This is a genomic window from Pseudomonas sp. UV AK001 (genome assembly GCF_046097675.1).
Taxonomy (GTDB): domain Bacteria; phylum Pseudomonadota; class Gammaproteobacteria; order Pseudomonadales; family Pseudomonadaceae; genus Aquipseudomonas; species Aquipseudomonas kribbensis.
This window is the reverse complement of the sequence record NZ_JBJUVZ010000005.1, coordinates 253584-273883: the sequence shown is the minus strand read 5'-3', so window position 1 is coordinate 273883 and position 20300 is coordinate 253584. Positions and strand designations below refer to the sequence as shown.

Sequence of the window (20300 nt, the reverse complement as noted above, 5' to 3'; positions counted from 1 at the left end):
TGCCGTTTGCGCAGGCCCCTTCGCGAGCAAGCTCGCTCCCACAGGTGATCGCATTCCCTCTGTGGGAGCAAGCTTGCTCGCGATTCTGTGAGCGAAGCGAGCAGTCTCAAAACCAATTGAATTCCAAGGCGAACACATGAAGATCTCGCGTCAAGCCTACGCCGACATGTTCGGCCCCACCGTCGGCGACAAGGTGCGCCTGGCCGACACCGAGCTGTGGATCGAGGTCGAACAGGACTTCACCACCTACGGCGAAGAAGTGAAATTCGGCGGCGGCAAAGTGATCCGCGACGGCCAGGGCCAGAGCCAGTTGCTGGCCGCCGAAGTGGTCGACACGCTGATCACCAACGCGCTGATCATCGACCACTGGGGCATCGTCAAGGCCGACGTCGGCCTCAAGGACGGGCGCATCGCCGCCATCGGCAAGGCCGGCAACCCGGACGTCCAGCCCGGCGTGACCATCGCCATCGGCGCCAGCACCGAAGTGATTGCCGGCGAAGGCATGATCCTCACCGCCGGCGGCATCGACACCCACATCCACTTCATCTGCCCGCAGCAGATCGAAGAAGCGCTGATGAGCGGCGTCACCACCATGATCGGCGGCGGCACCGGGCCGGCCACCGGCACCAACGCAACGACCTGCACTTCCGGGCCATGGCACCTGGCGCGGATGCTCCAGGCGGCGGATGCGTTCCCGATGAACATCGGCCTCACCGGCAAGGGCAACGCCAGCCTGCCGGAGCCGCTGATCGAGCAGGTCAAGGCCGGCGCTATTGGCCTCAAGCTCCACGAAGACTGGGGCACCACGCCGGCGAGCATCGACAACTGCCTGAGCGTCGCCGACCAGTACGACGTGCAGGTGGCGATCCACACCGACACCCTCAACGAATCCGGTTTCGTCGAAACTACCCTCGGCGCGTTCAAGGGTCGCACCATTCACACCTATCACACCGAAGGTGCCGGCGGCGGCCATGCGCCGGACATCATCAAGGCCTGCGGTTTCGCCAACGTGCTGCCGAGTTCGACCAACCCGACCCGGCCGTTCACCCGCAACACCATCGACGAACACCTCGACATGCTGATGGTCTGCCACCACCTTGACCCGAGCATCGCTGAAGACGTGGCGTTCGCCGAGAGCCGTATCCGCCGCGAAACCATTGCCGCCGAAGACATCCTCCACGACCTCGGCGCGTTTTCGATGATCAGTTCCGACAGCCAGGCCATGGGCCGCGTCGGCGAAGTCATCACGCGCACCTGGCAGACCGCCGACAAGATGAAAAAGCAGCGCGGCCCGCTGCCTCAGGACGGCGAAGGCAACGACAACTTCCGCGCCAAACGCTACATCGCCAAGTACACGATCAACCCGGCGATCACCCACGGCATCAGCCATGAAGTGGGTTCGGTGGAAGTCGGCAAATGGGCGGATCTGGTGCTGTGGCGCCCGGCATTTTTCGGCGTGAAACCGACGCTGATCCTCAAGGGCGGCGCCATTGCCGCGAGCCTGATGGGCGACGCCAACGCCTCGATCCCGACCCCGCAACCGGTGCATTACCGCCCGATGTTCGCCAGTTATGGCGGCTCGTTGCACGCCACCAGCCTGACCTTCATCAGCCAGGCGGCACAGGATTCCGGACTGCCCGAAGCGTTGGGCCTGAAGAAGAAAATCGCCGTGGTCAAAGGCTGCCGCGACGTGCAGAAAACCGACCTGATCCACAACGATTACCTGCCGCAGATCGACGTCGACCCGCAGACCTATCAGGTCAAGGCCGACGGCGTGTTGCTTTGGTGCGAACCGGCCGAGACCCTGCCGATGGCCCAGCGTTACTTTCTGTTCTGAGACAGAGCCCCGGTCGTCGATGCGATCGATGCCCGGGGCTTTGGCGGTCAGCGGGTCGACGTGTCCATCAGGTCCCGAGAAGTACTGCCGGCTCCGCTGGGCATCGGCTCGCCGGTCTCCAGGTGCGACAACTCGATCAGTTTCATATTGCGCTCAATGCTCCGCTCGACTTCAAGCATCTGCACCGCCTCCCGATAGGCTGTGCTGCTCACGTCCTCGTGTTCATTTTCGAGCCGTTCGAGTTGTTCATCGGCATCGCGGCCGAGCGCGGCAAACGCCTCCGGATATTTCTCGTTCAGGTACTGCACCCAGTATTCGCGGCTGATCAGGTCCTCATAAAACCGTCCGCTTTTCTCTGCCTTCATCACCTCAGCACGTGCGGCAACCAGTTCATCGCCCCTGATCGGCCGGGCAAACCGCATGTGACCGGGTTGTCCCGGCAACTGCAGGCCGTCTTCCCAGCCTGAGGTCAGGCCGATTCGATACTGCAGACGCACTTCCGCCGGGTCGGCATGACGGTCCATGCTGCGAGCGGCGAGTTTTTCCACCTCACCCAGACGGAACAGCTGCCGTGACAGGTCGAGCAAGGCGCGTCCCTTTTCCGCAAGGCCAGGCTGCAAATGGCGCAAGGCGTTGTACTCGAACACCTTGACCTCGATTTCACTCAACGCCAGCGTGCGCCCATCGACGCAGGTCGTGTGCGTGGCAGCCATGGAAAACAGAGTGTCCCGCAATTCCTGGCTGCCATCAGCGGCCTCGACTATGCCCCAGATCCTTCGAGTCAGATCGGCGCGAAAAACCCGGAACTCTTCAGTGTCCGGCATCCGCGACAGTAGATGGAAAAACGCGGCATTGTCGGGTTCTGCTGCCAGTCGCTGCCACATGCCCCGATGACGCACGGCATCCTCAGGCGCCACGTTTTCAATCCAGGGTGTCACCTGCAGGTCGAGGTCGCTTTCGGCGAGTGTCGGCAGCACCTCATCCTCCTCCGGCTCACTGTCCACGACTTCGATGTCACTGTCAGTGTCGCTGGTAGTGTCAACGTCTTCGATCATCCGATCGATATCGGCGTAGGTCATTCCCAGGACATCACGGCGACCATGCGCGTCGGCGTATTGACGCAGACGGATGAGGCTTTGCTGGGATATTTCGCGGTTTTCCGCCATGTTGGTGCTGGCAAGCAAAGGGTCGTGAGTACCGTCAAACAGTTCCTCGGGAATCGTCTGGATTTCGTTGTTGCTCAGATCGATCGCCCGCAGATGTGAGGCTTGCAATGCGCCTTCCGGCCAGGTGTTGAGCAGGTTGTCACTCAAGTCCAGTCGCTCCAGGCGCCCAAGGCGAGTGACGTTGAACGTGTGCAGGTTGTTAAGACTCAAATCCAGCCATTGCAGCTGCGTCAGCCTTTCGAGCGTTGGAAGCAGGGTCGCGGAGTCAGCAAGGCCGGTGAACGACAGTTCAAGCCGTAACAGACCATGCATCTCCCCGACAGGTGCCGGAATGTGCGGCACATGATTGCCGCTGAGGTTGAGTCGACGCACCTGCGTAAATGCCTTGAGAAAACCGTTGGAGCCATCGCTGGTGAGCTTGACCCTCGCCAGGTTCAGATTGCTCACCGCCGGCATTGCATCAGGCAACTCCGGCAGGTTGCCCACCTGCAGGCCATCAAGATTCAACTCAAGATCGGCAATACCATTCCAGCCAATCGCCCCGCGGCGCCAGCATTCGATGATGCGTTGCGCGGCAAACTGTCGGGTACGCGACGAGACGACCCAGTCCATGCCACGGGTTTCATGGGTGAACAGCCAATCGTTCAAACTCCGGGTCATAGATTCGAAAGTCTTTTCCCAGGCGTCGATCTGCACACCGATCTGGACCTCGGTCAATCCGTTGCCCCGCATACGTTCGATAGCCTGTTGTGCCTGTGACGGTCCGTAATCCGGACGCATGCGGCGCAAACGAGGCGCATATCCGGTCGGACCTTCGCTCGCGGGCAAAGGTGACGACAGAGGCAACAGTCTACGGGCGATCACCGAACCGCTTTCTGTCGGCGGCGTACGATGACGCGGCTCTTCCTGTGCGAAACGTCGCAGCGAGCCGGGCATCAAGCCGCGAGCGACTTCGATACGCTCCCGAGATGCGTCCAGGGCCGCTTCGGCTTCCGGTCCCAATGGATTACCGGTCAGGCTGGTATCGAGCAACAGCGTATCGCGCGCCAGCAACGTCTGCGGTAACGAGGTGAGCTGACTGTCGCGGAGATCCAGCCAGGTCAACCCGGGCAAGTCATCGGCCCCGGCAGGCCACTCGCTCAGGGCTGTAGCACTCAGGTCCAGTGCCTTCAGGCGAGTCATGCCGCGTACGTCGATCCGGGTCAGCGGATTGTTGTGCAGGTTCAGGCTTTCGAGTGCTGGCAGGGAGCTTGCATCCAGCGGCAACTCGCTCAAGCCACAGCGGCTCAGGTCGAGTGTATCGACGTTGCGAAAGGTCTGGAGAAAACCGCGCAACTGTTCGACCGGTGCCTGCAATCCTGCCAGATACAGGCTTTTGACATGAGTGAATCCTTCGGGGGAGAGGCTCGGCAGCGTCTCGACGGGGGAGCCGAAAATGTCCAGCACCGACGCATCGTTGGGCAGGCTGACATAGAGGTTGAAAAACACGCTTTCAGTGCGTGCGCCATAACGCTGGAACAACCCCCCGCGCCAACTGTTTTTCAAGGACTCGACGACTGCCTTACGTGCGGCGCCACCGTTGAACACGGTCGGATCAGGACCGACCCACTCCTGGAGCCGGTCGAGTTCACTGAACTGCTCGCTCAGGGTTTCGATAGCCGCGAAGCGACTGCCGTGGTCTGGCCATTGAGCCTTGAAACCCTCACTCAAGACATCGAAAAGACTTGGCTCCATGCCAACAAATCGCTTGAGTTCACCGCGACAGTAGTCGGCGACCATTTCGTCCAGGTCAATCAGGTGTCGTGGCTGAACGCGGATGAATTCGTAGATCGGCTTGAACACCGGACGCGTGAATTTCGACCAGTCCAGTGACAGACCGGACAACAGGCGTTGATGGCCTTCGTAAATCTCGACCGGCAGGTTATTGATCGACGTCGATCGCAGGTTCAGGCGCTCCAGTCGCGGCAAATCCAGAACACCACTCGGCCACTGGTACATTTGTGGACTGACGACTTCCAGTCTGCGCAACTGCCGCATGCCACTGACATCCAGTTTGGTGGGCACAACCGGATTCATCCCGCTGCCAGAACAGTGCAACTCAAGCTCTTCAAGGCGAACCAGCTCCCGTATGCGAGTAGACACTTGCCCGGTAAGCGGTGTCGAAAGTTTCAGACGGGTCATGTGCCGCAGCGTTTTCAGGGACGCAACCACTTTGTCGAATTCCGCAACGCTTGAACTCAGCGTCAGCTTCTCGACGTTGGGAAACGTTGCAAGCAGGTCGCCGACCACCGGTGTGTGCAGTGTCAGTTCCCGGACGTGAGCGAAGTTGGCGCTCAAAGGGGGCAACGCCGCATCACTGATGATGGTCAGTCGCGCCGCTTGCGCAGTCTGCTCAGCCAGCGGCGCGTTACGCCAACAATCCTTGATGCCCTCGACCGCACGGGTGGCGATGTCGCGAGTCAACTGCGGGTGCAGATCACGCGACATCAGCCACTGGTCGAGCGTCGTTTCCAGCTCCCGCCATTCACTCATACGGTTGTTGAGCAGATGAAAAATCTGTTGGTCGGTCTTGCCCAGGCGCCACTGCTCAAGAATGAAGCCGCGAGCCTGGGCGTCCGTCAGTCCCGGATAGACATTCTGCACGTGCCCCGTCAACACAGAATCCGGTCCCGGCCCATCACCGCTGGCCGGATAACCGACCAATCCGGAGGCGATGCGCTGCGGAGGCTTGAACCACGGCGCGGAATCCGGCTGAAACAGGCGCGCGCTTTCAATGCGATGTTCGAGTGCATAGTCAGTGATCGCCTTTCGCAGCTCACCGCTTTGCCCCACATGCGGCAGCCTGATCGAACGCCGAGCTTCATCGGGCAAGGCATGCATCAGCGAAGCATAAAAATTGTCCCCCTTGGCGGGCACACTGTTGAGCGATTCGCCGCGGTCATTGAAGGCCTGCCAGGCATCACCGTTCCTGACCAGGAATTTGCGATGCAATGCGGTTTCGCTGCCGATGGCATCCTTCAGCGCTCCTTCGATGCTGCCCTGGCGCAGCTCCAGACGCACAGTGTCCGGCCAGCCCGGCAACTGGCTCAACGTGCGCAGGGCCAGTCTGGCACTGTCGTCCGTCGCCATGGTTTCGCTGTGCAACCCTGCCAGGGCCCGGGTCAGGCGGCTTTCTCCTGCGTACCAATGGCTCAGTTCCTGCAGGTGCAACGGGACTCGTGTAGAGCTATCCAGCCGTGCGAGTTCTTCGGCGTCGGCCTGGCGCAGTACGGCCTGCGCTGCCCGCTCGGTCAGAGCCGGACGGGCTCGTTGCAGTTTTGCCACCCTGGGCGCCACCGGTTCAAGGCCGCGAACAAGACTCTCAAACAACACCGGCTTGTGCGCATCGATGTAGTCGGCCATCTGTCGGGCGAGTTCCTGCGGTCTCATGGCCTCAACCCGCGCGGCCTCACCACCGAGCAAGCGAACGATTTCGGCTTCATCCAGCGCTGCCAGAATTCGCGCAGGCAATGCACCGTTGAGCACGTCGGTGCGACTGATCCGGATCGGCGCCTTGCCTCCCCGTCTTACCCCGTAACGACGCACCGCCCCTGAAAGGTCGGGCGTTTCGTAGACGTTCAGTTGCCGTCCCCATGGCCAGCGTGGCATGTCGGGCAGCAACGGCAACACATGCAGATAACGACTGTCGACAGGTTGCGTGCCGCCAATCTGCTCGGCAATCAGTGCGGCATCCTGCTCGGCGCTGAACAGACGCAGGGCGTCCGCCAGTTCCGGGGGTGGCAAGGCATTGTCCAGGTGCATCTTGCGCAAGGCTCCATCGCTGACACCGGCGATATCGGCCAGGGTCAGCAACTGCTCGTCAGCGAAAGCGTCTACGCTGTTGCCAATACGCCGTAGCAGAGTCAGTCGATCCCAGTTCTGCGGGCGTTCGAGTGTGTGTCGCCAGGCGCCCGCGCCGTTGTGTGTCAGCGGCGGCTGAAAAGCCTGCGGATCGCCGGGGTGATTGATGCGCCATGCCTTGAGCGACTCGTCATAAGTCTGTCGGTACGTCTTGCCTTCAAGTCGAATGTAGTGATCTTGCCCGACCTGGTACTGCCCCAGCGCGTTCGGCGCTGCACGTGAATCCAGCGTGACCGGGCTTTCGTAACCACTCAGATCAGGCTTCCATAAACGGGTGGCACCGTCGGGCATCTGCACCTGATGCAGGTTCTCGATGACCGGTACCGGTCTGGCAGCCGTCAGCCGAGCCAGGCCTTTGCCGGCACCCGCCATCAAGGCAATCATCGCGAGGTTCTGCGCAACATCGATCAGGTGCGCCTTGGCCGCCTTGTGATCCCCCTCACTCCACTCGATGGCACCTTCAAAGGTTTCTTCGAGCAGTTGCCCGGCCATCACCACCATCATCACTTCACCCAGCACCGGCACGAACATCGAAACGCCGGTCAGCAACAGCATGCCGATGTTCAGCAGCACGGCGAACTTTTCCGAGCGCACTCTGGCATCGACATCCGCCGTGGGTACCGCATGGCTGCGAGCATCGGCAATCAAGCGGTCGCGATGCTGGTCGAACAGGTAGTTCCACAGATCGACATTATCCGCCCAGATCCCGTGGCCTTTGCGGGACAGGTCCACCGGATTCAGATACGGATCCGCATTCGGCACCTGCGCGACCGGAGGCGCCGGCGGCAATTCGCGAATACCGAAAAACAGCCCGTTAATCGGTTTGAGGGCCTTGAAAATCTCATTGAACAACGGAGCGTAGGGCTCCAGTTTCTCTTCGAATGTCCGGTCGGGCGTGTCGTCGGTGAACTGACTGAAAAAGTATGGCCGCTCAGCATAGGCGACGAACTGGCTGAAAAAGCGCTGGTAGGCATTCGGCTCTGCCGGATGAGCCTGACTGGCATCACGCGCGGTGAAGCGCTGCTTGAACATCGCCTCTATTTCCCGGCCCTTGTAGCGCTTGAGCGGGTGGAAAGGGTCGCCCGGGATATAGAGGATCGAGTCGTCGCTGTTGCGGTATTTTTCGCAGATCGCGAACAGCACGCAGCCGGTCATGCGTCGGCCCATCAGGCCCAGATCACGAAACCATATCTGCCGATGCCCCTGACGAGGCGCCAGCTCGCCATTGAGGACCGAGCGAATCGACGCGTAGTCTTCACGCCCGATGTCGCCCTTGACCAGGGCCAGCTCGGCAGCCGCACGCAGGGCGGTCTTGTGCGCGTCGATGAATTTGTCGCGCAGCACATGTTCGGCCACTGCGTCTTTGGGGTGCAGGAAGTCCTTGAGATACGCCTGATACTTTGCCCCGATGTCCAGCGAACGGCACAGGCCGGTGAACTGTTCGACCGTCAGACGGGTACTCAACGGTTCCAGGGCTTCTGGCGTCGAGGTTTCGAGGTAAAATCCCGATGTGTGATGAAAGACCCCGCTTTTACATTCACGGGCTTCGAAGTTATGCAGGGCTGCCTGTAGCAAGGGCAGCTTCAGGACTTCGAAAAAATCGATGTCGATGGCAAGAATCCCCATCTCCACCGGTTTGTTCAGGACCAGCCAGGTCTTGTTGACGTCCAGAGTCAAGTTGAAACGGTCCTTGAGCGCCTGGGACAGCAATGGCGCGGCGAAGCTGTCGATGTCCTGAAAGGTCGACATGGCCTTGTCCAGGCGCGACTGGGTGGCGAGGCTGTCGGCCGCAGCATCACCCACGGCCTTGCGTTGCGAGCGGGATGCGCGCCTGTACCAGTCCGGCGGGGCGGAGTCGGCATTCTTCAATGCCTCGCGCTGGCGCATGGGAGCTTTGACCAGCCACTCGGGGCTGGACTGCTGAAGCCAGTCGGCGTGCAGGCTTTGCGTCACGACCGGACCCGGCGGCGCAACGGTGTCCGGGGAAGGTAAAACGGCAGGGATTTCGGACATGGGTTCACTCCTTGAAATGGAGCGAAAGCAGACCATGGAGAACCGCCGTGACTGAGGTACATATGTCTTGCCGCACGGCGTCTTGTCAGCGGAAATTTCAGGCTCGAGCGGCGCTTTCATTCCCGCACAAAGGGGCTAATATTCGAACGCCCCGCCTTGAATTTCCAGGAACCCGGTCATGCGTTTATCCGAATTCATCAGGCAACACGCGGATCACATCGTCGAGGAATGGGAACAGTTCGCCAGGACCATCACTCCGGCAGCCGACACCCTGGACCAGGCGGCGCTGCGTGATCATGCCCGGGCCATTCTGTTGGCCGCCGCCCGCGACATGGACACCGCACAGACCGCCAGCGAGCAAATCGCCAAGGCCAAGGGCGAAGGCCCGGAGAAAACCCCGAGCCTGGACGAGGCCGGCGCCAGTCACGGTGAGTTGCGCCATACCGTGGGCTTCGACCTGGTGCAGATGACTTCGGAATTCCGTCACCTGCGCGCCTGCGTGATCCGCTTGTGGGTCGGCACGTTGCAGTCGCCGGACATGGCGTACTTCCAGGACATGATCCGTTTCAACGAAGCCATCGACGAAGCCCTCGCCGAATCGACCGCCGCCTACGCCGAGCAGGTCAATCGCTCCCGCGACATTTTCCTCGCCATCCTCGGCCATGACCTGCGCGCACCGCTGCAAGCGGTCAGCATGTCGACCGAACTGCTGATGCGCAAAACCACCCTGGAAGGCGATGCGCTGACCTGCGCATTGAATATCAAACACGGGGCGCGGCACATGGCGGCCATGGTCAGCGATCTGCTGGAACTGGTACGCAGCCGTCTGGGCAAGAGCCTGCCCATCGAACCGGCGCCGATGGATCTGGCCGACACGGTGCGGGCGGCCATCGCCGAAGCCTGCGCCGGCAATCCCGAATGCGATCCGACCCTGAAGATCGACGGCGATACCCGAGGTGTCTGGGATGCCGGGCGGCTGGATCAGCTGCTGCAGAATCTGATCGGCAATGCCTTGCAGCATGGTTCGAATCCGCGGGAAGTGATTGTGACCCTGCGCGGCGAGAACGACGCGGTGCATCTGTCGGTGCACAACTATGGCGAGCCGATCCCGGATGAAGCCATCGGCACGATTTTCGATCCATTGGTGCGCAGCGCCGACGAAGAACTCGGCCAACCATCGACCAGCCTTGGCCTGGGGCTGTTCATCGTCAAGGAAGTGGTGACCGCCCACGGCGGGACGATCGAAGTCAGCTCAAGCGAAACCGAAGGGACGCTGTTCAGCGTGATGCTGCCAAGAAGGAGCTGAAGCGGTCACTCGACCACCAGCCGCCCCAACCGTTGACGCAGCATGCGGTTCTCGGCCCGCAGTTCCTTCACCTCTTCCAGCAGGTCCAGCGCCAGGGCGACGCCTTCCCATTCCAGCTCCAGGTCGCGCCGCAGCTTGGCGGCGCGTTTGGCCAGTGCCAGTTCGTAGTCGGTGAAGCGCCATTCCCGGGGCTGCGCGCCCTGAGGTTCGAGGATGCCGTGTTCGACGATTTCGATCACGTAGACGTCCGACAGATCGGCCGCCTCACAGAATTCTGCCATGTCCAGTTGAACGATCAGGGGGCTGCTCATGATGGGCTACTCCGTCGTCAGTATCAGAAGTTCTCTCGCGGATTGAAGGCGGCCTTCTTCGCCAGTTCCTGCCACAGCGCCTTGACGTCATCGCCGGCGGCTTTCGGCATCACGGCCTTGAGCTGGACGAACAGGTAACCGCGTTCGCCGGCCTTGTTCTGCAGACCGTGGCCCTTGGCGCGCATGCGCTGGCCGTTCTGGCTGCCGGCCGGCACCTTGAGGTTGATCTTGCCGGTCAGGGTCGGCACGGCCACTTCGGTGCCCAGCGCCAGTTCCCACGGAGCCAGCGGCAAAGTGATGATCAGGTTTTCGCCTTCGACATCGAATTTCGGGTGCGGCGCGAAACGAATCGTCAGGTACAGATCGCCATTGGCGCCGCCACCGATGCCCGGTGCGCCCTGGCCCTTGAGGCGGATGCGCTCGCCGTCGGTCACGCCCGCCGGGATCTTCACGTTCAGGCTCTTGCTGGTGTTGCTGACGTGCTGGCCGCTGGCGTTGTATTGCGGTACCTGGAAGCTGATCTTTTTCGATTCGTTCGACAGGGTTTCTTCCAGGAAAATCGGCAGTTCCAGTTCCACGTCTTGCCCTCGGCGCCCGGCGCTGCGGGATTGCCGGCCAGCGCCGCCACCGAAACCGGGGCCGCGATTGCCAAAGATCGAACTGAAGAAGTCCGAGAAATCACCCGTTTCGCCACCGCCGCCACCAAAGCCGCCACGGCTCTGCCAGCCCGGTGGGCCCTGGAACGGCTGACCGTGCTGGCCGTAGCGACGCAGGTCGTCGTATTCGGCGCGCTTGTCGGCGCTTTTCAGCGCTTCATAGGCTTCCGAGGCGTCCTTGAACTTGGCCTCGGCGTCTTTTTCCTTGCTGACATCGGGGTGGTATTTGCGCGCCAGCTTGCGATAGGCAGCCTTGATTGCCTTGTCGTCAGCCGTCGGCTCCACGCCGAGTATCTTGTAATAGTCTTTGAAGTCCATCGAAGGAATCACCATCCGTTATCGATTTCGCGCCGTTGCCAGCATGCGCCGATTCGCGCAAGGCCGGTTGACCGATCTCAAGGTTGTGACCGGGTGGCGCAGCAGAAGTTTATCGGCAGTGGACGGCGGTTCTTGCGACCGCCGGTATGTCTGCCGGCCCATGCCAGCAAGTTTGGGGCAAAGCGCCGACTTTCAAGCAAGCTTAGACGCGAAATAGCGGATGACCGGCCTTCGAATCTGTCGCGCACTGACATACACTGCGCGGCCGTTTTTTTGACCGGAACCGAAAGACATGAAAGACGCCTCTCCAGCCCGTGCCTGCGGCATCGACTTTGGCACGTCCAACTCCACCGTCGGCTGGCTGCGCCCCGGCATGGAAACGATGATCGCGCTGGAAGACGACAAGATCACCCTGCCGTCGGTGGTCTTCTTCAACATCGAGGAACGCCGCCCGGTCTACGGTCGCCTGGCGCTGCACGAATACCTGGAAGGCTACGAAGGCCGGCTGATGCGCTCGCTCAAGAGCCTGCTCGGTTCCAAGTTGATCAAGCACGACACCAGCGTCCTCGGCACCGCGATGCCGTTCAAGGACCTGCTCGGGCTGTTCATCGGCCAGCTCAAGAGCCGTGCCGAAGCCGCCGCCGGTCGTGAGTTCGAGCAGGTGGTGCTGGGCCGTCCGGTGTTCTTCGTCGACGACGATCCGCTGGCCGACCAGGAAGCCGAAGACACCCTGGTGGAAGTGGCGCGCAAGCTCGGCTTCAAGGACGTTTCGTTCCAGTACGAGCCGATCGCTGCGGCCTTCGACTACGAGTCGACCATCGAAAAGGAAGAGCTGGTACTGATCGTCGACATCGGCGGTGGTACGTCGGACTTCTCGCTGGTGCGCCTGTCGCCAGAGCGTCGGGGCATGGATAACCGTCACGACGACATTCTCGCCACCGGCGGCGTGCACATCGGCGGGACCGACTTCGACAAGCAACTGAGCCTGCAGGGCCTGATGCCGCTGTTCGGCTACGGCAGCCGCATGAAGAGCGGCGCATTCATGCCGACCAGCCACCACATGAACCTGGCGACCTGGCACACCATCAACTCGGTGTATTCGCAGAAATCGACCCTGGCTCTGGGCAGCATGCGTTACGACATCGAGGACACCGGCGGCATCGACCGTCTGTTCAAGCTGATCGAACAGCGCGCCGGGCACTGGCTGGCGATGGAAGTGGAAGAAACCAAGATTCATCTGACCCACAACGACAGCCGTCACGTGCCGCTGGACCGGATCGAATCCGGGCTGAACGTGGAGTTGACCCGCGCCCTGTTCGAATCAGCCATCGAGTCGCAGCTTGAGCGCGTGCGTGGCAGCGTCACGCAATTGCTGGCGGACGCCAATGTGGCGGTGGGTCAGGTCGATACGGTGTTCTTCACCGGCGGTTCCAGCGGCATCCCGGCGCTGCGCAACAGCGTTTCGGCGATGCTGCCGAATGCGCGGCATGTGGAAGGAAATATCTTTGGCAGCATTGGTAGCGGACTGGCGATTGAGGCCATGAAGCGTTATGGCGTTTAACGGCAGCTTCAAGTTGCAAGCTTCAAGCTACAAGTAAAAGCAAAGGCAAGAGCGGCCACCGCTCTTGCCTTTTTCTTGCAGCTTGCCGCTCGAAACTCGCAGCTGCTTCTAAACCATCCCGCCCAGCTTCAACTCACTCTTCAGATACGCGTAATAAATCGGCCCCGCCACCACCCCCGGCAGGCCGAACGCGGCCTCGAACACAAGCATCGCCAGCAGCAACTCCCAGGACTTGGCACTGATCTGCCCGCCGACAATGCGCGCGTTGAGAAAGTATTCGAGTTTGTGGATAAAGATCAGGTAACCCAGCGCGGCAACCGCCACCCAGATCGACAGCGACAGGCCGACGATGGTGATCAGCGTGTTCGACATCAGGTTGCCGATCACCGGCAACAGACCGAGCAGGAACGTCAGCACGATCAGGGTCTTGGTCAACGGCAGCTTGATCCCGAACAGCGGCAGGATCACCGCCAGGAAGATCCCGGTGAAGAAGGTGTTGAGCAGGGAAATCTTGATCTGCGCGAAGACAATGTTGCGGAACGCCTGAACCAGCAGGTGCAGACGGTCGAACAGTGCGGCCGCCAGCGGCTTGCGCTTGGTGACATCCGGCACGCGCTGCAGGGCGATGATTGCGCCGAGCACCATGCCGATCAGCAGGGTCACGAACATGTGCGCCGCGTCCTTGCCCACCAGTTGCAGCTCGGACAGGTGCTTGCTCGCCCATTCACCGATGGCCACACGGAATTCGGCGGCGCTGGCGGGCAGGTAGCTGTCGAGGAACGGCGGCAGTTGCCCGCGCGCACGGTCGACCACACCCATGAATTTGTCGAGGGAAGCCCCGGGATTTTCCGCCTCGTGCAGCAGGAAACTGATGGCCCCGGCAAAGATCAGCGCCAGCACACTCACCACCAGCGTGCCCAGCAACGCCACCGCCAGCCAGCGCGCGCGGCGGCCTTCGATCAGCCGTTGCAGTTGCGGAGTGAGCATGTTGACCAGCTCGAACACCAGCAGACCGGCCAGCAGACTGGGCAACAAACGCAGCGGCAGTACCAGCAGCAATCCGCCGAAAATGATGATGCAACTGACCCAGAACACAACATGACGCTCAGAAAACGTTGGCATACAGCCTCAAAACGAACGGCGTAAAAGGATTGGCAGTCTGCCAGCGATCCTTGGGGAGCACTAGGGATATGCGGTGTTTGTGGGTTTGGGGATTGGCTTGATAACCAGCCCTCACCCTAGCCCTCTCCCGGAGGGAGAGGGAACCAATTGCGGGATGCTCGGAAAATCCGGCGACCTGAAAGTACTGTATCGAATCCATAATCGACCGGATGTTTCAGGTCGAAGAATGTCTGGAGACAACGCGGTCAGTCCCCTCTCCCCCTGGGAGAGGGTTAGGGTGAGGGCCGGTTCGCGAGTCGAACCCATCCCGTCGAATCCACCTCATTTCTTCTTCAGGCAATCACTCATGAACGCCTTGCGCGCATCACCGGTCAGGGCCTTGGTTTTGGCGTCGGCATTACAGGTCTTCATCTTTTCCTGCTGCGGGGTCAGGGTCTTGGCGTCATTGGCCGCCGGCGCTGCCTTCAGGCAAGTGCTCATGAAGGCCTTGCGCTCGTCGCCCTTCAGGCTCTTGGCCGTGGCGTCGGCGTTGCAGGTGGTCATCTTGTTCTGTTGGGCCGTGGCGGCGAAACCCTGGGAGCACAGCAGCAGACCGATCATCAACAAAGGGACACGCAGCATCTTCATGGAGTTTTCTCCTTGTCGCCGCATCGATGGATACGGCCTCCGGCTGAGTGTAGTCAAAGCTTGTTACACCTTCCTGCTCTCCAGGTGACTGCGCCGGTATTGTTCCGGTGTACATCCGGCCTGACGGGCGAACATGGCGATGAACGCCGAGCCGCTGCTGTAACCAAGATCGAAGGCGATTTCCTGCACGCTGCGCGAACTTTCCAGTGCCTCGATGGCGGCGAGATAGCGCAGCCGCTGGCGCCACTCGCCGAAACTCATCCCCAGCTCCCGCACAAACTGCCGGGCCAGGGTGCGTTCGCTGACATGCACCTGCGCCGCCCAGTGCGCCAGCGGCTCGTTGTTGCCGGGCTCGGCCTGCAGGGTTTCGAGAATGGTCAGCAGCCCGGGACTGCTGGCATAGGGCAGATAACATTGATGAACCGGCGCCTGGCGCAGTTGATCCACCAGCACTTGGGCCAGACGCTGGTCGGCGTCGAACGCGGGGATCTTCACATCCCGGGCGGCGAAGTCCTTGAGGATGGCCTTGAGAATATCGCTGATCGCCAGCGTGCAAGCCTGCGCCGGCAAATCCGCGCAAACCTCGGGCGCCAGGCACACTGCCCGATAATTCACCGGCTGATGGCTGTAGAAACTGTGCTCGACCTGCGGTGGCACCCATACCGCGTATTGCGGCGGCGACATGAAGCGGCTGCCGTCGACATCCATGTGCAGCACGCCGTGGGCCGCGTACTCCAGCGTGCCCCACGGGTGGCGGTGCGGCGCGGCGTATTCGTGGGCGTTGAAGTCGGCGTAGCGGAAGTACACCGCCGACGGCAGTTCGCTGAAATCCAGCAGATCGATGTGTTTACTGTTCATGCTGTCCGGAATCAGAGGCAGGTTGTCCGGTTCGCAGTATAGGCCTGCATCCAGACAGGGGATAATCACCGTTCATCAACGTACTGGTTTCTCCTCCCATGCAATACGCGTTTCCCCTGCTGGCGATTTTCATCTGGGCCGGCAACACCGTGATCAACAAGCTGGCCGTCGGGGCGATCTTTCCCGCCGAAATCGGCTTCTACCGCTGGCTGCTCGCCGGCCTGCTGTTCACCCCGTTCATGCTCAAGAAGGTAATTGAACACTGGCCACAGATCCGCCCGAACCTGGGCAAGATTTTCATCCTCGGCGTGCTGGGCATGGCGGTCTATCAGAGCCTGGCCTACTTCGCCGCGACCATGACCAGCGCCACCAACATGGGCATCATCCTGTCGCTGATGCCGTTGATGTCGCTGGCCATGGCAATCATCAGCCTAGGCCAGCGCCTGACCGCCGGCGCGCTGGTCGGTGCGGTGCTGTCGTTCGCCGGGGTGCTGGTGGTGGTGTCGTCCGGCAGCCTCGGCGCGCTGCTGCAACACGGGGTAAACCTGGGTGACGCGATGATGCTGATCGCCACCCTCGCCTACGCGATCTACAGCACCCTGCTGAAAAAATGGCAGCTGCGCCTGCCGCCGCTGGTGTTGCTGTACCTGCAGGTGCTGGTGGCGGTGGTGGTGCTGTTCCCGCTGTACGCCATGTCGCCGAAGACCGGCCTGACCCTGCAGAACATTCCGCTGGTGCTGTATGCGTGCCTGCTGGCCTCGATGCTTGCGCCGCTGGCGTGGATGCAGGCCGTGCAGCGTCTGGGGCCGAGCCGGACCACGCTGTTCTTCAACCTGCTGCCGTTGATCACCGCGCTGATTGCAGCGGTGGTGCTGAAGGAACAACTGGCGATGTATCACCTGGTCGGTGGCTTGCTGACGCTGGGCGGGGTGATTCTTTCCGAGCGCTGGACCACAGTTCTCGGTCGCTCCCGCACTCCAAGCGCCGCCTAGACCCCGGCGGCCTTCAACCGCGCCGCATGCTCGACAAACAGCCGCACCGGATCCGCGCCTTTGCCGACCAGTCCCAGTGACTGGTTGACGATGTCGAAGTGATCCATCGGGTAATCATCGCCGATGACCGTGCCCAAGTGCGAGCTGAAGCGTCCGACCATGCCGTCGCACTGCCCCGGCTCGCGCACGAAGGTTTTGGCGAACAACCGACAGCTGCGGTTGGTGCCGTCGAACAGGTTGCCGCCACGGTCGGTCTTGCCCGGCTGCAAGGTGCCGGACCACGAGTAATAGCGCACGCCGTTGACCTCTTCCGGCCCGTGCCCGCCCCACGTTTCCGGCAGGCCCTGTGGATAACGCTGGTTGAACAGCGCCACGCCCTCAGTGGTCAGGGAGTTGTGCGAGGCGTGGATATCCACCGGCAGTTTCGGCCCGTGATAGCCGGTTTCCAGCAGCGCCATCAGCCAGCCGACAAAACGCAACAGCGCCTCGAGGATTCGGCCCTTGGCGCTGTCCGCCGGATAATGCTTCGCCAGATAGTCGGCCAGTTCCGAACCATGATTGGGCCCGGCCACCGAAGTCACCGAGGCCACCAGATCCGGGCGTTTGGCCGCCGCATAACGCGCCGTCAACGAGCCCTGGCTATGGCCGAACAGATTGACCCTGGCTGCACCGGTCTCGCGCAGAATTTCATCGATGCGCGTCAGCAACTGCTCGCCGCGCACTTCGGTGGAATTGAGCGGCGACACCTGCACCGCAATCACCGTCGCCCCACCCCGACGCAACGCTTTGATGATCCCGTACCAGTACGGGTACAGCACCAGACGGATGAAACCGAGCATTCCCGGCACCAGCACCAGTGGATAACGTGTGGCCGATTCCTGCGACATGGGCAGACATCCCTGTGGTCGGTGGGTGGATGCATGACGTGCAAAACGCCCGCCAAGCATCCTCCTCGATGATGACAAGTCCACGACCAGCCTACTTCAGCCCCACCACCCCCGCCACAATCAGCCCTACCGACAACAATTTCACCAGCGTCAGACTCTCGCCCAGCAGCGCGAAACCGAGAAACACCGTGCCGAGCGAACCGATGGCAGTCCAGATCGGGTAGGCGACGCTCACCGGCAGCTCGCGCATGGCCAGGGTCAGGAAATAAACCCCACCCACCGCCGCAACCACGGTGATCAGCGACGGCCACAGCCGGGTGAAACCTTCGGCGTATTTCATGCCCATGGCGAAGGTGACTTCGAACCCGGCCGCGATCAGCAGAAACAGCCAGGCCACCTAGAACTCCCGGGCCAGGTCGAGCAAACGCTGCTCGGCCTCGGCCACCGACACCGCGAAAGTGCGCTCGGCGGATTCTTCGCCCTCGGCCGCGACCACCGTGACGTCGTTGATGCCAATGAACCCCAGCGCCGTGCGCAGCCACGGGTCGGCGTGGTTCAGCGCCTCCAGTTCACCGCCCGGGCCGAAACCGAAACCGCCGCGCGTGGTGACGATCAGCGCTTTCTTGCCGCGCAACAGCGGCGTGTACTGGGCGATGCCGTTGTCCAAAGTGTGGTCGAAGGTCAGGCCCAGACGCACGATCTGATCGACCCAGGCCTTGAGGCCGCTGGGCACGTTGAAGTTGTACATCGGCGTGGAAATCAGCAGCAGGTCGTGATCGAACAACTCGCCCACCAGTTGATCGCTGAGGGCCAGATCGGCCTGCATCGACAGCGGCCGGGCCTCGGGCTCCGGGTGAAAAGCTGCTGCAACAAACGCCTCGTTGACCGCCGGAATCAGTGCCCTGCCCACTTCGCGGCGAGTGACTTGCGCCTGTGGATGACGGACTTGCCAGGCACTGAGAAAACTTTCCGCCAGGCGCCGCGAATGGGAACGCTCACCGCGTGGGCTGGCATGGATCGCAAGAATCTTGCTCATCTGAAACTCCTTGGGACTAGACTTGAGTGACTGTGTGGCGCCAGATTGCAGGCATCACCTCTTCACCTCAAATGAGCAAAAATCAGTCTGGATGAATTGATTTCATCCGTGGAGTTTTCCATGTTCGCTTCACTGCCACTGACCGCCCTGCGCGCCTTTGAATCCGCTTCACGCCTGTTGAGCTTCAAGGCGGCCGCCGAAGAACTGGCGGTGACGCCGACGGCGATTTCTCATCAGATTCGTTCGCTGGAAGACTGGCTCGGCGTGGCGCTGTTCGAACGCCTGCCGCGCCAGGTACGCCTGACCGAGGGCGGCGAGCGGCTGTTCCGCAGCCTGCACGGCGCATTTCTGGAGGTGGCACAAAGCGTCGACACCCTGCGCCCGCAACGCAGCGGCAGCAGCCTGACGCTGTCGACCACCGCCGCGTTCGCCGCGCTGTGGCTGGTGCCGCGCCTGGGGCGGTTTTACGCGAAGCATCCGAACATCAATGTGCGGCTGGACACCCATTGCGAAGTGATCGACCTGCATCAGGACGCCAGCGTCGATCTGGTGCTGCGCTACAGCCTCGACGATTACCCGAACCTCTACGGGTTGTGTCTGTTCGATGAATCGTTCGGCGTGTACGGCTCGCCGGAACAAGTGGCGCTGGCCGCCCGTCGCACGCCATCGCTGATCAGCGTGCACTGGCACAACTCGAAGCTGTACGCCCATGGCTGGGAAGCGTGGTGCGGCAGGTCCGGGGAAAACTGGATGAACCAGCACCCGGTGATCCGTGAATACGACGAAGAGCACTACGCCCTGCAAGCCGCCATCGCCGGGCAAGGGCTGGTACTGGCGAGCAATATTCTGGTGTCGGAGAGCGTCGCCAGCGGTTTGCTGGTGCCGTACAAGGGCGAGGTGCAGGTCGATGGCGCGGGTTACAGCGCACTGTGCGTGCCGGGGCGCGAGCGGCATCCGCCGGTGCGGGCATTCTTCGCCTGGCTGCAGGAAGAGGCGCAACTGTCCGGACTGACGCCGAGATCCGCGAAAAATACATAAAACTTTTTGCAGCGCGCATCACTCACAACCTGGGTAGCGATCACGTCGGCAGAACGTGGCGCCAATCGGATTAGCCTCCAGGAGACTGAAATGAGTGACCTGCATTTGTCTGATGTTCAAACCCTGCGCGAGCGCGCACGACAACACGTCGAAAACGGCGCGGTGACCGAAAGCTACAGCGCCAATCGAGAAGAAGTGCTGCGTCTGCTCAACGAATCGCTGGCCACGGAACTGGTCTGCGTCTTGCGCTACAAGCGCCACTACTTCATGGCCAACGGCCTGAAAGCCAATGTCGCCGCCGATGAATTTCTCGAGCACGCCACTCAGGAAGCGGCTCACGCCGACCGCCTCGCCGAGCGCATCGTGCAACTGGGCGGCGAGCCCGAGTTCAACCCGGATCTGCTGTCGAAGATGTCCCACGCGCAATACGTGGCGGGCAAAACCCTGAAGGAAATGGTCTATGAAGACCTGGTGGCCGAACGGATTGCCATCGACAGCTATCGCGAGATCATTCAGTACATCGGCGAAAAGGATCCGACCACGCGCCGGATCTTTGAAGACATCCTGGCTCAGGAAGAAGAGCATGCGGATGACATGGCGGACATCCTGAAAGACCTCTGATTCCTCCAGATCCAATCGCGGGCAAGCCCGCTCCCACAGGGTTTTCACTGG

At 61.5% G+C, this 20300-nt stretch carries 15 protein-coding genes; 6 read left to right on the top strand and 9 right to left on the bottom strand.

Going from position 1 to position 20300, the window contains the following annotated elements; genetic code table 11:
• The first annotated feature begins 136 nt into the window (after nt 1–136).
• Nucleotides 137–1837: an urease subunit alpha gene (gene ureC, locus ACKLNA_RS16650; RefSeq protein ID WP_408986473.1), complete on the top strand. Its 1701-nt coding sequence runs from the start codon at nt 137–139 to the stop codon at nt 1835–1837.
• Between the two features lie 47 nt (nt 1838–1884).
• Here ureC and ACKLNA_RS16645 read toward each other — a convergent pair whose 3' ends face one another.
• Nucleotides 1885–8916 (bottom strand): NEL-type E3 ubiquitin ligase domain-containing protein, encoded by a 7032-nt coding sequence (locus tag ACKLNA_RS16645; RefSeq protein ID WP_408986472.1) that lies wholly within the window; start codon nt 8914–8916, stop codon nt 1885–1887.
• Between the two features lie 178 nt (nt 8917–9094).
• Between ACKLNA_RS16645 and ACKLNA_RS16640 the strand changes: the two genes are divergently transcribed.
• Nucleotides 9095–10222 carry a sensor histidine kinase gene (locus ACKLNA_RS16640; protein WP_408986471.1) on the top strand — a complete coding sequence of 376 codons (1128 nt, stop codon included), beginning with the start codon at nt 9095–9097 and terminating at the stop codon, nt 10220–10222.
• Between the two features lie 5 nt (nt 10223–10227).
• Here the strand turns inward: ACKLNA_RS16640 and ACKLNA_RS16635 are convergent, their stop codons facing one another.
• Together ACKLNA_RS16635 and ACKLNA_RS16630 are read right to left on the bottom strand one after the other, a co-directional pair.
• The gene (locus tag ACKLNA_RS16635) at nt 10228–10533 is read right to left on the bottom strand and encodes a chaperone modulator CbpM (RefSeq protein ID WP_085711194.1); all 306 of its coding nucleotides are present in this window, start codon (nt 10531–10533) and stop codon (nt 10228–10230) included.
• Nucleotides 10534–10556: 23 nt separating this feature from the next.
• Nucleotides 10557–11507 carry a DnaJ C-terminal domain-containing protein gene (locus tag ACKLNA_RS16630; protein ID WP_248738498.1) on the bottom strand — a complete coding sequence of 317 codons (951 nt, stop codon included), beginning with the start codon at nt 11505–11507 and terminating at the stop codon, nt 10557–10559.
• A 292-nt stretch (nt 11508–11799) separates the two neighbouring features.
• On the opposite strand from ACKLNA_RS16630, the gene ACKLNA_RS16625 reads away from it, so the two are divergent.
• Entirely contained in the window at nt 11800–13068 is a 1269-nt protein-coding gene (locus ACKLNA_RS16625) for an Hsp70 family protein (protein WP_408986470.1), read from the top strand.
• 108 nt (nt 13069–13176) lie between these two features.
• Here the strand turns inward: ACKLNA_RS16625 and ACKLNA_RS16620 are convergent, their stop codons facing one another.
• The 3 genes from ACKLNA_RS16620 to ACKLNA_RS16610 form a co-directional block, all read right to left on the bottom strand.
• The gene (locus ACKLNA_RS16620) at nt 13177–14190 is read right to left on the bottom strand and encodes an AI-2E family transporter (RefSeq protein WP_085711192.1); all 1014 of its coding nucleotides are present in this window, start codon (nt 14188–14190) and stop codon (nt 13177–13179) included.
• A 321-nt stretch (nt 14191–14511) separates the two neighbouring features.
• Nucleotides 14512–14817: a PsiF family protein gene (locus ACKLNA_RS16615; RefSeq protein WP_065258819.1), complete on the bottom strand. Its 306-nt coding sequence runs from the start codon at nt 14815–14817 to the stop codon at nt 14512–14514.
• A 63-nt stretch (nt 14818–14880) separates the two neighbouring features.
• On the bottom strand, nt 14881–15675 hold the full coding sequence (locus ACKLNA_RS16610; RefSeq protein WP_085711295.1) for a helix-turn-helix transcriptional regulator: 795 nt from the start codon (nt 15673–15675) through the stop codon (nt 14881–14883).
• A 98-nt stretch (nt 15676–15773) separates the two neighbouring features.
• Between ACKLNA_RS16610 and ACKLNA_RS16605 the strand changes: the two genes are divergently transcribed.
• A complete protein-coding gene (locus ACKLNA_RS16605) occupies nt 15774–16667 on the top strand; it encodes a DMT family transporter (protein ID WP_114881242.1) in 894 nt (297 codons plus the stop codon).
• On the opposite strand, the gene ACKLNA_RS16600 is transcribed toward ACKLNA_RS16605, so the two are convergent.
• The 3 genes from ACKLNA_RS16600 to ACKLNA_RS16590 form a co-directional block, all read right to left on the bottom strand.
• Nucleotides 16664–17554 carry an alpha/beta fold hydrolase gene (locus ACKLNA_RS16600; protein WP_408986469.1) on the bottom strand — a complete coding sequence of 297 codons (891 nt, stop codon included), beginning with the start codon at nt 17552–17554 and terminating at the stop codon, nt 16664–16666. The genes ACKLNA_RS16605 and ACKLNA_RS16600 overlap by 4 nt on opposite strands.
• Nucleotides 17555–17645: 91 nt before the next feature.
• Nucleotides 17646–17951 carry a DMT family transporter gene (locus ACKLNA_RS16595; protein WP_408986468.1) on the bottom strand — a complete coding sequence of 102 codons (306 nt, stop codon included), beginning with the start codon at nt 17949–17951 and terminating at the stop codon, nt 17646–17648.
• Nucleotides 17952–18590 carry an FMN-dependent NADH-azoreductase gene (locus ACKLNA_RS16590; protein WP_408986467.1) on the bottom strand — a complete coding sequence of 213 codons (639 nt, stop codon included), beginning with the start codon at nt 18588–18590 and terminating at the stop codon, nt 17952–17954.
• Nucleotides 18591–18698: 108 nt separating this feature from the next.
• On the opposite strand from ACKLNA_RS16590, the gene ACKLNA_RS16585 reads away from it, so the two are divergent.
• Together ACKLNA_RS16585 and ACKLNA_RS16580 are read left to right on the top strand one after the other, a co-directional pair.
• The gene (locus ACKLNA_RS16585; protein ID WP_408986466.1) at nt 18699–19628 is read left to right on the top strand and encodes a LysR substrate-binding domain-containing protein; all 930 of its coding nucleotides are present in this window, start codon (nt 18699–18701) and stop codon (nt 19626–19628) included.
• A 90-nt stretch (nt 19629–19718) separates the two neighbouring features.
• Nucleotides 19719–20249, top strand: coding sequence for a bacterioferritin (locus tag ACKLNA_RS16580; RefSeq protein ID WP_085711185.1), 531 nt, complete (start codon nt 19719–19721; stop codon nt 20247–20249).
• Nucleotides 20250–20300: the final 51 nt, after the last annotated feature.